The organism is Sphingorhabdus sp. (assembly GCF_044239665.1).
GTDB lineage: Bacteria > Pseudomonadota > Alphaproteobacteria > Sphingomonadales > Sphingomonadaceae > Sphingorhabdus_B.
Genome location: NZ_JBIIBA010000010.1, coordinates 1 through 14825, shown reverse-complemented (window position 1 = coordinate 14825; position 14825 = coordinate 1). Strand labels below are relative to the sequence as shown.

Below are 14825 nucleotides of genomic sequence, written 5' to 3'. Positions count from 1 at the left end.
GTTCTTAACCCTCCACGACTTCGAGGCCCATGGCGATAGCCGAGCCTGCGATGATTTTTACGGCCGCGTCCATGTCGTTCGCGTTGAGGTCAGCCATCTTAAGCGTGGCGACTTCTTCCAGTTGCTTGCGGGTAATCTTACCAGCCGACAGCTTGCCAGGTTCTTTCGAACCGGCCTTCAAACCCAAAACCTTTTTAATCAAATAGGTTGCGGGCGGTGCCTTCATGATGAAGGTAAAGCTCTTGTCGGCAAAAACCGTAATCTTCGTTGGAATCGGCGTGCCTTTTTCCATGTCGGCGGTCGCCGCATTGAACTGCTTGCAGAATTCCATGATGTTTACGCCGCGTTGACCCAAAGCAGGGCCGATTGGCGGGGATGGTGTGGCTGAACCTGCAGGTACTTGCAGGCCGATATAGCCGTCAATTTTCTTTGCCATTATGGCGTCCTTTCATTCTTTCCCCACCACAGCTTGCGCGGCGGCGGGTCAAATTAAGCGGTCAAACAGTCGTCCCCAAATCTCTTTGGTAACAACCTCCCGCACGGGCTCTGCTGATTCTCATCAGAAGAGGGGGGCGAATAGTCTAATCCGACACTTAAATCAACACACTCGTCATGCTGGGGTGGCGGGAATTTTCATCCATAGACCCCAATGTCCCAAAATTGTCATTCCCGCGAAAGCGGGAACCCATGGTCCGATATTGCCGCACGTGATACGTTTTTAGTTCGCACGAAGACACGAAGACAGGGAGTAACTTCTTTATGCCTTTGTGCCTTTGTGCGAACCTTTTTTCCGATAGTTCGGCCCATGGGTTCCCGCTTTCGCGGGAATGACAAATCAAGGAGTTCACGCAGAGGCGCGGAGGACGCCGAGACAATAAACGGTCCCTCTATGTCCTCTGCACCGCTGCGTGCACCAAAATCACTTCATCAATTCGACTTCTTCAAAGTCCAGCTCGACCGGGGTTGCGCGGCCAAAGATGCTGACCGATACCTTGACGCGGTTCTTGTCGAAGTCGAGTTCTTCGACCAAACCGTTGAAGCTTGCAAATGGTCCGCCCAGCACCTTGACCTGATCGCCAATTTCATAGTCGACGGAAACGCGCTTCTTAGGCGCGGCTTCGAGTTCCTGCTTGGTGTTGAGGATGCGGGCGGCTTCGGCCTCGGTGATTGGCTGCGGCTTGTTGCCCGCGCCTAGAAATCCAGTGACCTTTGCTGTGTTCTTGACCAAATGGTACACATCATCGTTCATGTTCAGCTTTGCCAGAACATAGCCGGGGAAGAATTTGCGTTCGGCCTTGATCTTCTTACCGCGGCGCACTTCGGTAACCTGTTCGGTCGGAACCTCTATGGCTTCGACCAATTGCGAGAGGCCAATGCGCTCTGCCTCGGCCAGAATCTGGTCGCGGACCTTGTTTTCAAAGCCCGAATAAGCGTGAATGATATACCAGCGTGCCATAATATTTTCTTATCCCCAAAACTCTCTATAGGGGCTGCGCTTAGCCTTCGGCCAGCGCGAGCAGTCCCTTTACGATTGCGGCAAACACCGCGTCGACGCCTAAAAAGAAGATGGCGAGGATGATCGTCATGATCAACACCATGATCGCGGTCTGCACGGTTTCTTGACGCGAGGGCCATACCACCTTGCCGATTTCGGTCCGTACCTGACGGATGAATTCACCGGGGCTATTTTTTGCCATATCGTTTCTTCCTGTTCGATCCCGAGGATAGCCGCCAGCGCTCCGACCAGCGGGTCGAGAGCGATATAGGTTCCTATTTCGGAAAGACTAGGCCTTTAACAAGGGATTCGCCGCAACGCAAGATGGCAAACAAAACTGGGCAAGCGGGTTCGGGAAGGCGCATTGGCCGCATAAGCGATATCGAAGTGCCTTGAACTATTAAGCTTTTGGGTTATTTCCTCTTACCCAACCTTGCCAAGGAAACGCCCCAAATGCCATCTGGTCTTGCAGCTTTACTCGACGATATCGCCACCATTACAAAAGTTGCGGCCGCGTCCGTCGATGATGTTGCCGCCGCTGCGGGTAAGGCGGGCAGCAAGGCCGCAGGTGTTGTTATCGACGATACGGCGGTGACACCGCAATATGTCACGGGCTTTACCCCTGACCGCGAATTGCCGATCATCTGGCGCATTGCCAAGGGGTCATTTTTTAACAAGCTGGTCATCATCTTGCCCGTGGCGTTGTTGTTGAGCCTGTTCCTGCCATGGGCGATCACCCCGATCTTGATGCTGGGCGGGGCATATCTATGTTTCGAAGGCGCGGAGAAAGTGTGGGAAAAAATCGCCCCACATGAAGAAGTCAGCTTAGCCGAAGAGCTTGCAGAACTGACCAGCAGCGAACATGAAACCGCGATGGTCAAAGGCGCGGTGCGCACCGATTTCATCCTGTCCGCCGAAATCATGGCGATTGCCCTTAATGAAGTGAAAGGCCTTGCCGAAACATCCATCTGGTTGGAGGCAGGGACATTGGCCTTTGTCGCTATTGCCGTCACCATCGGGGTTTATGGCGTGGTTGGCCTGATCGTCAAAATGGACGATATCGGATTGAAGTTGGCCGGACGCGAAAATGCCGGTTCGCAAGCCATTGGCCGCACGCTTGTAAAAGGCATGCCCAAATTGCTCGCCGCCTTGTCCACCATCGGCACCGCCGCAATGCTATGGGTGGGCGGGCAGATTATCGTCCACGGCTTTGGCATCCATCCAGCGGAGTTTTTGGGCCTATATGAAGGGGCGCTGGCCTGGGTCGCAGATGCGGCAATGAGCGGCGTTGTTGGCCTCGCCATCGGCGCGGTGATTGTGTTGGTTTACCATCAGGTTGCGAAACGCAAGGCGGGTTGAGGGAGTAACCAGATTGCGGTGTGCGTGGGGGGCTGCGTTGTGCCGGTTATTTTATCGCACAAAGCCGTAAAGAAGAAGAGGCGCATTCCCTCCAAAAACACCGTCGCTCCAGCGCAGGCTGGAGCCTAGCGCGTCTCGCCGGATAGCGCCGCGCTCGACCGATAGACGGGATAGGCCCCAGCCTGCGCTGGGGCGACGAAAAAAAGGGTTCACGCAGAGGCGCGGAGATCGCGGAGCGGTATTCCTCCCAAGCGTCATACTGAACTTGTTTCAGCATCCATCGTGCCACACAGACCGAAGTTTTTGGCTGATAAATGGACCCTGAACCAAGTTGTGCTCTGCACGCCGGTGGCTCCAGGGTGACGGCTTCGGGGGAGGTGACGGTGTGGTTCACGCAGAGGCGCAAAGGCACGAAGGAAAGGAAAAAGACAATTTCCTTCCCTTCTTCTTTGCGGCTTCGCGGCTTTGTGTGATAAAAATGTGTGACAAAATTGGCTGCGCCGGGGCGCGCAGTGACCATTTCTAAATATGTAAGAAAATGGCAGGAGTTGGGGGACTCGAACCCACGACCCTCGGTTTTGGAGACCGATGCTCTACCAACTGAGCTAAACTCCTGCACTCCGCTTTTCAGCGAAGAAGGGTGCCCTTAACGCCGATATGCGCAAGGGGCAAGTCTGCTTTCAACAATAACGCGCTAGAAGCTCATCTCGTCATAGACGCGCGACACATCGCCGCCCCATTCGCCGTGATATTTCTCCAGCAACACTTCTGCGACGGTTTTGCCGCTGGCGACGATTTCGCGCAGCGGGTCAAGATAGCCGGTTTCATTGTCACCGCTGCTGTTCAGGCAATTGCGCGCTGCAAGGCCAGAGGAGGATATGTCGAGAATGCGTCCCGCCAAATCCAGCAGCTTGCCACCGCCGGGTATCGCGGCGTTCAGGCCTTGTGCTGGCACCGCACTGCGCAGGGCCTCGCGCTCTTCCATCGTCCAATGCTTCACTTCGTCCCATGCGGCATCCAAAGCGCCTTGATCGTACAGCAAGCCGACCCAGAAAGCGGGGAGCGCGCAGATACGGTTCCACGGTCCACCATCGGCACCGCGCATTTCGAGGAAGCTTTTCAACCGCACTTCGGGAAAGGCGGTGGACATATGGTCTTCCCAGTCGCTGACCGTCGGCTTCTCGCCCGGTAGCACTGACAATTCGCCCTTTAAGAAGTCGCGGAAATCAAGGCCCGACGCATCGATATATTTGCCGTCGCGATAAACGAAATACATCGGCACTTTGAGCATATAATCGACATATTGTTCATAGCCGAAATTGGCGTCGAACACGAACGGCAACATGCCCGTGCGTTGGGGGTCGGTGTCGGACCAGATATGGCTGCGATAGGATAAAAACCCGTTTGGCTTGCCTTCCAAAAATGGCGAATTGGCGAACAAAGCGGTGGCAAGCGGTTGCAGCGCGAGCGATGTCCGGAATTTATGCGCCATGTCGGCTTCGCTGGCATAATCAAGATTGACCTGAATCGTGCACGTGCGCAGCATCATGTCGAGGCCCATGCTGCCGACGCGCGGCATATGGCGCAGCATGATGTCATACCGGCCCTTGGGCATGATCGGCAGTTCCGCGCGCGTCTTGTCGGGCCACAGCCCAAGGCCCAAAAAGCTGGTGTTCGTCTTGTCACCAATGGCTTTCACTTGCTTCAAATGACGTCCGGTTTCGGCGCAGGTTTGATGCAGATTTTCCAGCGGCGCGCCCGACAACTCCAGCTGGCCGGCAGGCTCAAGACTGACGGCGCCGTCGCTGCCGCTCATCGCGATAACTTTGCCGTTTTCGTAGATCGGTTCCCAACCAAATTCGGTCATCGCCATTAACAAATCGCGAATACCGCCCGGTTCGTCATAAGATGGCGCATGATGGTCGCTGCGATTATACACGAATTTTTCATGCTCGGTGCCAATACGCCAGCGATCCTTGGGCTTTTCACCCTTGGCAATGGCGGCGACCAATTGATCGCGTGATTCGATGACGGGATCGACGCGGTTGGAAACGGTTTTTGTGCTCATGGCGGCGGTTTAGAAATGTCGCGGCGATATTGCCAGTAGATTAATGTTATCGCGTTATGACCCAGTTCTCAGGCGGATTATAAATACCGCAGAGAGACTTAAGCCGCCCAGTCGCCATTTTTTGCCATCCAAACCGATATTGCCGCAACCGCAGCCGTGTCCGCCCGCAATATACGCGGGCCAAGCGATATGGGCCGCGCATTGGCATGCGCGCGAATTAAGGCATTTTCGCTATCGGTAAAGCCGCCCTCCGGCCCGATCAATAGGGCCGCTGGTCCGGCGCTTATCGCCTCCAACATAGGTGCGCCGCCGCGTTCGTCGCAGAAATATAATATCCGGTCGCTGGGCCAATCCTTCAGCACCGCGTCCAGTTTCGTCAGCGGCGCAATGTGCGGCAAGGCGGTGCGCTCGCATTGCTCGGCTGCCTCAATCATATGCGCGCGCAGGCGGTCATCCTTCACCTTATCGACCACGCAGCGTGCGGTTAGCACAGGCACAAAGCGCGCGACGCCCAATTCGCACGCCTTTTCGGCAATCCAGTCAAAGCGATCCTTTTTGATCAAAGCTTGGACAAGCCACAGATCAGGCGTCGTTTCGCGTTCGCGCAATTTTTCCGTGACGGTCAGGTCAAGGTCGCGTTTGTGTATATGCGTGACGGTGGCAAGATATTCGCCCGAAATATCATCGAACAATTTGACCAGCGCACCTTCTTTTAGGCGCATCACACCGATCAGATAATGCGCGCTATTGCCCGAAATGTTCAGGGTCGCTCCAAGCGTCAGCACTTGTTCCACAAACAAGCGCGGCGTTGATTTTGGGGGCCAGGCGGGTGTTGCGGGCATGGCTTGCCTCTACCTGCAAAAGCGCGTGCCGTCATCTGCGAACTTACGCGCGTTCAACTTCGCAGATGACGCGCCGCGTAAATTTTGGCAGGGCTGACCATATGACGTCTAAACTTGTTCCCGACAGCGAATATACTGGCATCATTGCCCTGTTGCCGGTGAAGCTGCGCGCTTTGGTGCTTTTGGGGCGGTTCGACCGTCCGATTGGCTGGTGGCTGTTATTCTGGCCCTGTATATTCGGGCTAGCGCTTGCAGGTGGGCTTGTCCCGCGCTGGGACCTTGCGTTGTGGATGCTGCTGGGCGCGATGGTGATGCGCGGGGCAGGGTGCGTATATAATGATATTGTCGACCGCGATCTGGACGCACAAGTCGCGCGCACCGCGTCGCGGCCCTTGCCCAGCGGTGATATCAGCCTGCGCGGCGCTTGGGCGTTTCTGCTTGGCTTATGCGCTTTTGGCCTGCTGGTGCTGGTGCAGCTTCGGTGGGAGGCGCAGATTGTCGCGGTGAGCAGCATCCTTCTGGTTGCGGCCTATCCCTTTATGAAACGCATCACATATTGGCCGCAAGTCTGGCTTGGTCTGGTATTTAGCTGGGGCGCGTTGGTCGGCTGGGTCGCGATCATGGGGCAAGCCAATGCGGCGATGCTCTGGCTCTATGTGGGCACGATATTCTGGGTCGTGGGCTATGACACCATCTACGCCATGCAAGACCGCGAAGATGACGCCTTGGTTGGGATTAAATCGAGCGCCCTGCGGCTGGGCGGCAGCGTCCGGCTGGGCGTGGCGGCATTCTATGTTTTGACGATTCTGGGATGGGGCATGGCGATTTGGAGCGTTCGGCCCGAAAAGCAGGCGTTGGTCGCGCTCCTGCCCGTTGCCTTTCATTTGGGCATGCAAGTCGTATCGCTGAAATCCGACGGCAGCAACGCGCTTGGCCATTTCCGTTCAAACCGCGTGGCAGGGTTGCTTGCCGCGCTTGCCTTTTTGGTCGTTGGCGCGGCGGGACAATATTAAGGAGAGAATTATGGAACATCGTCGCATCGGCAAAAGCGCCATTTACGTATCCGACATTTGCATGGGTACCATGACCTTTGGGTCGCAAACCGATGAGGCGGAGGCGCATCGCATTCTCGACAAATGTCTGGATGCGGGCATCAACTTTTTCGACACTGCCGAAGGCTATCCCGTGCCGCCCGACATTAAATGGGTTGGCCGGACCGAGGATATTGTCGGTCGCTGGATGAAGGGGAAGAACCGCGACGCCATCATCATGGCAACCAAGGTTTCCGGCCCCAGCCACACTTGGTTCAAATCCCCCAAGCGCGGCGGCATGACCACGCTGGATCGCCACAATATCATCACCGCAGTCGAAGAAAGCCTGCGCCGTTTGCAGACCGATTATATCGACCTCTATCAAACACATTGGCCCGACCATGGCCTTGCTTATGACGAAACGATGGAGGTGCTTGACGAGCTGGTGCGGTCGGGCAAGGTCCGCGTGCTGGGTTGTTCGAATGAGACAAGCTATGGCCTGATGAAGTCGTTGGCGACGTCCGAGCGGCTGGGCGTGGCCCGTTACGAGAGCATTCAGAATAATTTTTCGATCAACAACCGCCGGTTTGAGGATGAGCTGAAACAAGTCTGCCGTCTGGAGGGCGTATCGTTGCTGCCTTACTCGCCCTTGGCTGGCGGCGTGTTGTCGGGCAAATATCTGGACGGTGCCCGCCCCGAAGGCGCGCGGTTCTCCCGCTATCTCGAAATGGCCGGATCGCGCCAAATCGAAATGGCACAACGTTTTGCCGGCCCCCGCGCATTGGAAAGCACGATGCGGATTGTCGCGATTGCGCAAGAGGCAGGCATGTCACCCGTGACGCTGGCAACGGCTTGGTCGAAGCAGCATGACTTTGTGGCATCGACGATGGTGGGCGTGAGCAAGGAAGATCAACTCGACGACATCTTTGCGGCGATTGACCTGAAACTGAGCGATGAGGTGATGACCGCGGTGCACAAGGTGACGAAAGAGATATTATACCCGATGGGGTGAGGGTGACGATGGGGTGAGGGGGGAGACTCAAGTTGCTTAAAAGCTTTGTCATTCCCTACCAAGCATTGTCATTCCCGCCTGCGCGGGAAGACAAAGCGTCGCATTTACACCCCACTCTAACCCAAAATCTCCGCCTGCGCGTAGCCCAGTGCTTCGCCCAAAGCCTGCAAACGCCGCTGGACGCTGTTTGACTGCAACCGCACGGCCGAGCCGCTTAAGTGCAGCCGTAACGTCGCGCCGTCGCCGTCTATACGGCTGTCGGGCAATGCGCCGCCGGTGCCGCCGTCGAGGCGGTGGGCCAAGCGGATGGCGAGGCCCCAGATGACCGCTTGGGCCAGCGCGCCGGGCGTGGCCAAGGCGGCCAGCATTTCGGGCAAGGTCCGCTTTCCGGCGTGCACGGTCCATAAGGCGGCGGCGATGACCGCGCGGTCGCTGGCGCTGACGCCGGGCCAACTGCCGTCCAATGCAAGGTCAAGTGCATGGTCTGCACGATATTCGGGGTTCACGTTCCACACGCTGTCGGACAGCAAGCACGCCGCGCGGCACAGGCGGGCGTCATGCGCGCTTTGCCCCGCAAAGACGGGCGCAATCCATTCGGCCAGCGCATCACCGTGAAAGGGGAAACGGCCCAGCCGCCCGCCTTCAAAGCGGGCTGCCGCGATCAACGGGTCTTGGCTGCGCTCGGCGGGTGGCAGTTGTTCATACAACAACCCCTCACGCAGGCCGTAAATGCTCGTCACAAGCTTGTTGGGCTTTAACAGCCCGATTATGCCACTCAACAACGCCGTCGCCCCGGGTAGTTCCGAAATACGGCCCGTAGCGATCACATTTGATCGGGTCAGGGCGTCGCGGTCTCGCGCCAGCGGCGTGAGCAATTCAGGTGCCTCGGGCGGCATTTCATAATTGGCGAGGATAGTCAGCGGATAGCCGCTTGCATGCATGTGCAGCCGGGCAAAGCTGCGCCACGAACCGCCGATCATATAAAAGGGCAGGCCAGCCTCTATCGGAAAGGCGTTTTTGCCCATCGCCTTGGCAATATCATCGCGCAGCATTTGCGTGATTTGCTTGGCCGATTTGGCCATTAATATGTCATGCCGCAATGTGCCCAGTGGCAGCGACACCCGCGCGCCCAATTTGCCATCGGCTATGCGGATAAGTTCAAGGCTGCCGCCGCCCAGATCGCCGACATAGCCATTGGCAAGAGGATTGTCGCTGAGCACGCCATGGCCCGCCGCTGTGGCCTCAGCATCGCCGTCCAGCAAATCGACGCGGATGCCCAAAGCGGCGGCCTTATTGACCAATTCTTGACCGTTTTTCGCTTCACGCGTTGCGGCGGTGGCGACCACGCGCATGCTGTCGACCTTCATCGCGCGGGCCAGCGTTTCAAAGCGGGCCAAGGCGGCCAGCGCCTTTTTCATCGTCGCTTTGTCAATCTCGCCATCGCCTGCGAGGCACGCACCCAGTTTTACCCGGCTTTTTTCATTGTAAATGGGCAAGGGCGCGCGCGGCGCGCCTGCATATACCACGAGCCGGACAGTGTTGGAGCCAATATCAATGACGGCCTGACGCACCGCCTTCATCTTTGTCGGACGAGGCTCAAAGTTGGAACCTTCTTGTCATCCGCGAGCGCGCCTCCGCGTCCCGAAAGCGACGCATTGGTCATGAAATAATGATGCAGATTAAATGGCATGCTACCCGCTTTTACCCTTTCATAGCGTCCGTCCGAACGCAGCATCCAGCTTTGCTGGTTGTCGAGCAGGTTTGCAACCATAACCTGATCAAGAATCTGGTCATGCACCGTAGGGTTCTCAATTGGCAGCATATATTCGACGCGGCGGTCGAAATTGCGCGACATCCAATCCGCCGAGGAGATGAAGACTTTTGCGTCCCGATTGGGCAGATCAGCGCCATTACCCATCGCCCAGATGCGGCTATGTTCAAGGAAACGGCCAACCACAGACTTGACGCGGATGCGCGATGACATGCCCTTGACCCCCGGGCGCAGGCAACAAATGCCGCGCACCACAAGGTCGATTTCAACCCCGGCTTCGCTTGCCTCATATAATTTGTCGATCACGGCCTTATCGACCAGCGAGTTGAGCTTTGCCCAAACCGCGCCGGGTCGCCCTGCGGCAACATGGGCGATTTCATCGTCGATCAACGACATCACTTTTTCCCGCAAGCCAAGCGGGCTCATGGTCAACAGCTTCAACTCGGTTGGCGGGATGTAGCCGGTGATATAGTTGAAAATCTGCCCCGCATCATGGCCGACGCGCGGGTCGGCGGTGAAGAAGCTGATGTCGGTATACACTTTGGCGGTGATCGGGTGATAATTGCCCGTGCCCAAATGGCAATAGGTCCGGAAACCATCCGCCTCTCGCCGGACAACCAACGAAATTTTGGCATGCGTTTTCATATCGACAAAGCCGTAGACCACTTGAACGCCGGAATTTTCCAACTGCGACGCCCAATGCAGATTTTGCTCTTCGTCAAACCGGGCTTTTAACTCGACAATCGCGGTGACCGATTTTCCGGCCTCGGCGGCCTCGCACAAGGCGCGGATGACGCCCGATTGCTTGCCAGCGCGATACAATGTCTGTTTAATGGCGACAACGTCGGGGTCCAGTGCAGCCTGTTGCAGGAAGGCGAGCACCACGTCGAAGCTTTCATACGGGTGGTGAATGACGATGTCTTTTTGGCTGATCGCCGAAAAACAATCGCCATCATGTTCCAATATGCGTTCGGGAAAGCGCGGAGAATAAGGCGGGAATTTCAGCGTTGGGCGGTCTTCGTCCACCAATTGGTTCAAATCCCCAATCCCCAAGAAACCGACGGTTTCGACCACGATAGACGCGCCTGCGCCAAGTTCGGTGCGGATCAACGTCGCCAATTCGCTCGGTAGGCCTTTTTCCAGCTTCAGCCGGATAATCCGCCCGCGACGGCGGCGCTTGATGGCGCTACGGAAATAGCGGACGAGGTCTTCGGCCTCTTCCTCCACTTCAATATCGCTGTCGCGGATAATGCGAAAGGCGCCAGCGGCGATCAGCCGATAATCGGGAAACATCTGGCCGACAAAATGCTTGATGAGCGCCTCAATGGTTACAAAACGCGTGCCCGGGCCAGGCAGCCGAACAAAGCGGGCGAGCGATTGCGGGATCAAGACCAATTGCCTTACGACTTCATTATCGTCCTTGCGGCGCATATCGAATATCAGGCTCAGGCCCTGATTGGGGATGAAGGGAAATGGGTGGGCGGGGTCCAACGCCTGCGGGGTGAGAACCGGCAAGATTTGTTCGCGAAAATATTTACCTACTTGCGCTTGCAAGCTTTTGCCCATCGCGGATGGTTGAACGATTTTAATCCCCGCTCTGGCCAACTCCCCCATCAGCTTGCGCCACAGCTTCTGTTGCTGGATCATCAACCGGTCAGCCGCAGCAACGGTGTCGGCAAGCTGCTCGGATGGCGTGCGGCCATCGATCGACAGCTCTACGATCTGCCTTTGCTGCTGCCCGCGCAGACCCGCCACGCGGACCATGAAAAACTCATCAAGATTTGTGCCCGAAATCGATAAAAAGCGCAGGCGCTCCAGCAATGGGTGCGCTGGGTTCGACGCTTCTTCCAACACGCGCTCGTTAAATTTCAACCATGACAGCTCGCGGTTAAAATAGCGCGCATCGGTTGGCGTTTTATGGGCTTTCAATCTGCTTGGACCTGGCACGACCTTCACCAAAATATTCCTTTTTCATCAATTAAGGCGCGATGCCATGGAAACATTGCATATTTACGGCAGCCATAATGTGAACTGTAACAGCTTTGTCGCGAATAGTTTATGCTGTTGTGCGGATAAGTTTCAGTCCCTGTCAACCAAGAGCAACTTGCCTTGGGGTAAGGGCCACGTAAATCCACCTTCGCGGCTTGAGACGATTTTGTCGCCGCAAAGGTGAATTTAACTGGTCCACGGCCTAGACAGTGCGCACCGCTTCGCGCATGGAGATACTATGTCTATATGGTTTCACGAAAAGCTTGATCTTGCCGCGCTAACTGCCGGAAGCGCGCATTGCATGCCCGGTTTTGTCGGGATCGAATTCGTCGAATATGGGGACAATTGGATAAAGGCGCGCATGCCCGTCGATGCACGCACGAAGCAGCCTTATGGGCGGCTTCATGGCGGCGCATCGGTGGTCTTGGCCGAAACGGTGGGTTCGACGGCGGCGGCGATGACGGTTGACCCCAGCAAGTTTGCGACCGTGGGCATGGAAATCAACGCCAACCATATTCGCCCCGTGAAGGACGGCTTTGTTTTTGCCACGGCCACGGCGGAATCGATTGGCCGCACGACGCAAATTTGGTCAATCCGGATAGAGGATGAAGCCGGAAAGCTGGTCTGCATCTCACGCATTACGATGGCGGTTATTTCCACCGACCGCGCATAAATTATTGCGTAAAACATAGTAAGCGTGCACGGATAGGCAAGCTATGACACCGTTAGACAGAATTTGGGGTTTAGGCGCATGTCGCTTCGTTATGTAAGAGAATTTAAGGGCTTTGCAGGCATCAGGATTGAGGCCGACGATATTGGGTCTGCCGATGATCCGTCCATTGTCCTGCTGCATGGCTTTGGCCAGACCCGCAAATTGTGGGAAGAAGTGGCGATTGGTTTGGAACAGGCCGGACGCCATGTCATCAATGTTGACCTGCGCGGCCATGGCGGTAGCGAATGGCCATCTGACGGTCGTTATGACTTCAACGCATATGTCGAAGATTTGCGCGCCGTTTTGGGCCAAATGCGGACGCGTCCCGTCGTTGTTGCAGCGTCCCATAGTGCGTGGATTGCGACCATGGCCTTGGCTGAAGATGCCGCGACCTTGGCATCAGGCTTGATATTTGTCGATCCGCCGGCGGACCATGACGCAAAGGCGGTGCGCGCGGCGGCAGACCGCATGTCCGCGGCGCTTGGGCAGGGTTTGAATCGTGCCGATTATGACAATGCAATATTTGCGGCATTCGACACCCAAGGCGTGGGCGAAGCACTTTGCGAGGCTGCGTCCCATGTTGGCTTGCCGTCGCTCGTCATTCGCGGTGCCTTGGGCCAAGTTGACCCAGATAGTGCGCAACCTGCTTTTGTGGACAGCCTACTGAATGTAGAGGCCATTGACGTTGATGGTGGCGGCTTGTTGATTATGGCGGAACGGGCGGAGGCCTTTAACGGCCTGCTCATCGACTTTTTGGAGCGTAAGCAACCGCGCTTCATTCCGGAATATCGTTCCGGTTCCGACGCGCGGACATTGCGGGATGCGATGGGGTGTTTTGCGACAGGTGTGACGATCATCACTGCGCATGGCCCAGATGGAAAGCCCGTCGGCTTGACCGCCAACAGCTTCACCAGCGTGTCGCTCGACCCGCCTTTGTTGTTGGTGTGCATCGCCAATAATTCCGGCAGCGCAGAGGTTTTGCGCGGCATTGACGATTTCGCCGTCAACGTGCTGCAGATTGGGCAGCAACCCGTTTCCAACCTGTTCGCCGGGAAAAGCGAGGATCGCTTTGCCGGAACGCGGTGGGAAGTCGGCGAATATGGCGCGCCGATCTTGCCAAGCTCGCTGGGCATGTTCGAATGCAAACGCCATGCCTTGCATGAAGCTGGCGACCATTTCATCTTGGTCGGTCGCGTCGAAAAAGCGAGCTTTGAGCCGCGCCGTGACCCATTGCTGTATTTCCGGGGCAAATACCGCCGCTTGCACTTTACCTGAACCGTCACGCGCATTGACGCGCGGCCGCTGATGCCGTAAACTGGTTGCAATTGTTACCAGTTTTTGCAGGAGCGCGTGTATGACCGATTTGTTCGAAAACCCGTTGGGTCTCGATGGGTTTGAATTCATCGAATTTTCCGCGCCGGAAAAAGGCCTGCTGGAACCTGTGTTTGAACGCATGGGCTTTAGCCGCATCGCGCGGCATCGGTCGAAGGATGTCGACCTCTGGCGGCAAGGCGAAATCAACCTAATCGCCAATTATGAACCCAAAAGCCCTGCGGCGTATTTTGCGGCGGAGCATGGCCCGTCGGCGTGCGGCATGGCGTTTCGGGTGAAGAATGCGCGTATTGCCTATGACGAGGCGATTGCGCGTGGGGCGGAACCGGTTGAAACGCGCACGGGCCCTATGGAACTGCGCTTACCCGCCATTCGCGGTATTGGCGGCGCGATGATCTATCTTGTGGATCGGTATGGCGACGCCTTGTCGATTTATGACATCGACTTTGATTATCTGCCCGGTGTGGACCGCAATCCGGTGGGCGCTGGTTTTAAGATCATCGATCATCTGACGCATAATGTCTATGGCGGACGCATGGCGCATTGGGGCGGTTTTTACGAACGCGTCTTCAACTTCCGCGAAATCCGCTATTTCGACATTAAGGGCGAATATACTGGCCTGACCAGCCGCGCGATGACCGCGCCAGATGGCAAAATCCGCATTCCGTTGAATGAAGAGGGCAAGGCCGGCGGCGGGCAGATTGAGGAATATCTGCGCGCTTATAATGGCGAAGGCATTCAGCATATCGCCTTTTCCTGTGATGATTTACCGGCGTGCTGGGACCGGTTAAAGGCGCTGGGCACGCCCTTCGCACCGCCACCGCCCAAGGCTTATTATGACATGCTCGAGGAACGCTTGCCCGGCCATGGCGAGCCAGTCGACGCGCTGCAGTCGCGCGGTATCTTGCTTGATGGCTCCACACAAGATGGCGACCCTCGGCTCTTGTTGCAGATATTCTCGCAAACCATGATTGGCCCTGTGTTCTTCGAATTCATCCAGCGTAAGAAGGATGAGGGCTTTGGCGAAGGCAATTTCACCGCCTTGTTCAAAAGCATTGAGCGCGACCAGATTGAACGCGGCGCGTTGCAAGTCGAGCCTGTCGCATGACCGCGCCCGTAAAGCTGAACCGCATTCACCACGTCGCCTATCGCTGCAAGGACGCAAAGGCGACGGCGGATTGGTATGCGCATGTGCTGGGCATGGAATTCACCAC

Annotated in this window: 14 protein-coding genes and 1 tRNA gene; 7 read left to right on the top strand and 8 right to left on the bottom strand. The window is 56.6% G+C overall.

The window, feature by feature from the left end:
* Positions 1–4 precede the first annotated feature (4 nt).
* From rplK to secE, 3 genes are all read right to left on the bottom strand, one after another.
* Entirely contained in the window at positions 5–436 is a 432-nt protein-coding gene (rplK, locus tag ACILP3_RS04750; RefSeq protein ID WP_395615517.1) for a 50S ribosomal protein L11, read from the bottom strand.
* A gap of 483 nt (positions 437–919) precedes the next feature.
* Complete coding sequence (nusG, locus tag ACILP3_RS04745) at positions 920–1456, bottom strand: transcription termination/antitermination protein NusG (protein WP_395615516.1); 537 nt, start codon at positions 1454–1456, stop codon at positions 920–922.
* A gap of 40 nt (positions 1457–1496) precedes the next feature.
* A complete protein-coding gene (gene secE, locus ACILP3_RS04740) occupies positions 1497–1697 on the bottom strand; it encodes a preprotein translocase subunit SecE (protein WP_296199998.1) in 201 nt (66 codons plus the stop codon).
* Positions 1698–1948: 251 nt separating this feature from the next.
* Here secE and ACILP3_RS04735 point away from each other — a divergent pair, with 251 nt between their 5' ends.
* Positions 1949–2854, top strand: a complete 906-nt coding sequence (locus ACILP3_RS04735) for a DUF808 domain-containing protein (protein ID WP_395615515.1) — start codon at positions 1949–1951, stop codon at positions 2852–2854.
* A gap of 539 nt (positions 2855–3393) precedes the next feature.
* On the opposite strand, the gene ACILP3_RS04730 is transcribed toward ACILP3_RS04735, so the two are convergent.
* From ACILP3_RS04730 to ACILP3_RS04720, 3 genes are all read right to left on the bottom strand, one after another.
* A tRNA-Trp gene (locus ACILP3_RS04730) sits at positions 3394–3469 on the bottom strand.
* A gap of 79 nt (positions 3470–3548) precedes the next feature.
* On the bottom strand, positions 3549–4922 hold the full coding sequence (locus tag ACILP3_RS04725) for a glutamate--cysteine ligase (RefSeq protein ID WP_395615514.1): 1374 nt from the start codon (positions 4920–4922) through the stop codon (positions 3549–3551).
* Positions 4923–5020: 98 nt separating this feature from the next.
* Positions 5021–5764, bottom strand: coding sequence for a 16S rRNA (uracil(1498)-N(3))-methyltransferase (locus ACILP3_RS04720; RefSeq protein WP_395615513.1), 744 nt, complete (start codon positions 5762–5764; stop codon positions 5021–5023).
* Positions 5765–5865: 101 nt separating this feature from the next.
* On the opposite strand from ACILP3_RS04720, the gene ubiA reads away from it, so the two are divergent.
* Both ubiA and ACILP3_RS04710 read left to right on the top strand, forming a co-directional pair.
* Positions 5866–6777: a 4-hydroxybenzoate octaprenyltransferase gene (gene ubiA / locus ACILP3_RS04715; protein ID WP_395615512.1), complete on the top strand. Its 912-nt coding sequence runs from the start codon at positions 5866–5868 to the stop codon at positions 6775–6777.
* Between the two features lie 10 nt (positions 6778–6787).
* The gene (locus ACILP3_RS04710) at positions 6788–7807 is read left to right on the top strand and encodes an aldo/keto reductase (RefSeq protein ID WP_395615511.1); all 1020 of its coding nucleotides are present in this window, start codon (positions 6788–6790) and stop codon (positions 7805–7807) included.
* Positions 7808–7923: 116 nt separating this feature from the next.
* Here the strand turns inward: ACILP3_RS04710 and ACILP3_RS04705 are convergent, their stop codons facing one another.
* Together ACILP3_RS04705 and ACILP3_RS04700 are read right to left on the bottom strand one after the other, a co-directional pair.
* A complete protein-coding gene (locus ACILP3_RS04705) occupies positions 7924–9378 on the bottom strand; it encodes a Ppx/GppA family phosphatase (RefSeq protein WP_395615510.1) in 1455 nt (484 codons plus the stop codon).
* Between the two features lie 5 nt (positions 9379–9383).
* Complete coding sequence (locus tag ACILP3_RS04700; protein ID WP_395615509.1) at positions 9384–11507, bottom strand: RNA degradosome polyphosphate kinase; 2124 nt, start codon at positions 11505–11507, stop codon at positions 9384–9386.
* 298 nt (positions 11508–11805) lie between these two features.
* Here ACILP3_RS04700 and ACILP3_RS04695 point away from each other — a divergent pair, with 298 nt between their 5' ends.
* The 4 genes from ACILP3_RS04695 to ACILP3_RS04680 form a co-directional block, all read left to right on the top strand.
* Entirely contained in the window at positions 11806–12240 is a 435-nt protein-coding gene (locus ACILP3_RS04695; RefSeq protein WP_395615508.1) for a hotdog fold thioesterase, read from the top strand.
* A gap of 78 nt (positions 12241–12318) precedes the next feature.
* Positions 12319–13554, top strand: coding sequence for an alpha/beta fold hydrolase (locus ACILP3_RS04690; RefSeq protein WP_395615507.1), 1236 nt, complete (start codon positions 12319–12321; stop codon positions 13552–13554).
* A gap of 79 nt (positions 13555–13633) precedes the next feature.
* A complete protein-coding gene (hppD, locus tag ACILP3_RS04685) occupies positions 13634–14719 on the top strand; it encodes a 4-hydroxyphenylpyruvate dioxygenase (RefSeq protein WP_395615506.1) in 1086 nt (361 codons plus the stop codon).
* Positions 14716–14825 (top strand): VOC family protein (locus ACILP3_RS04680; RefSeq protein ID WP_395615580.1); only part of this gene is annotated, 110 nt, incomplete at its 3' end. The genes hppD and ACILP3_RS04680, both read left to right, overlap by 4 nt.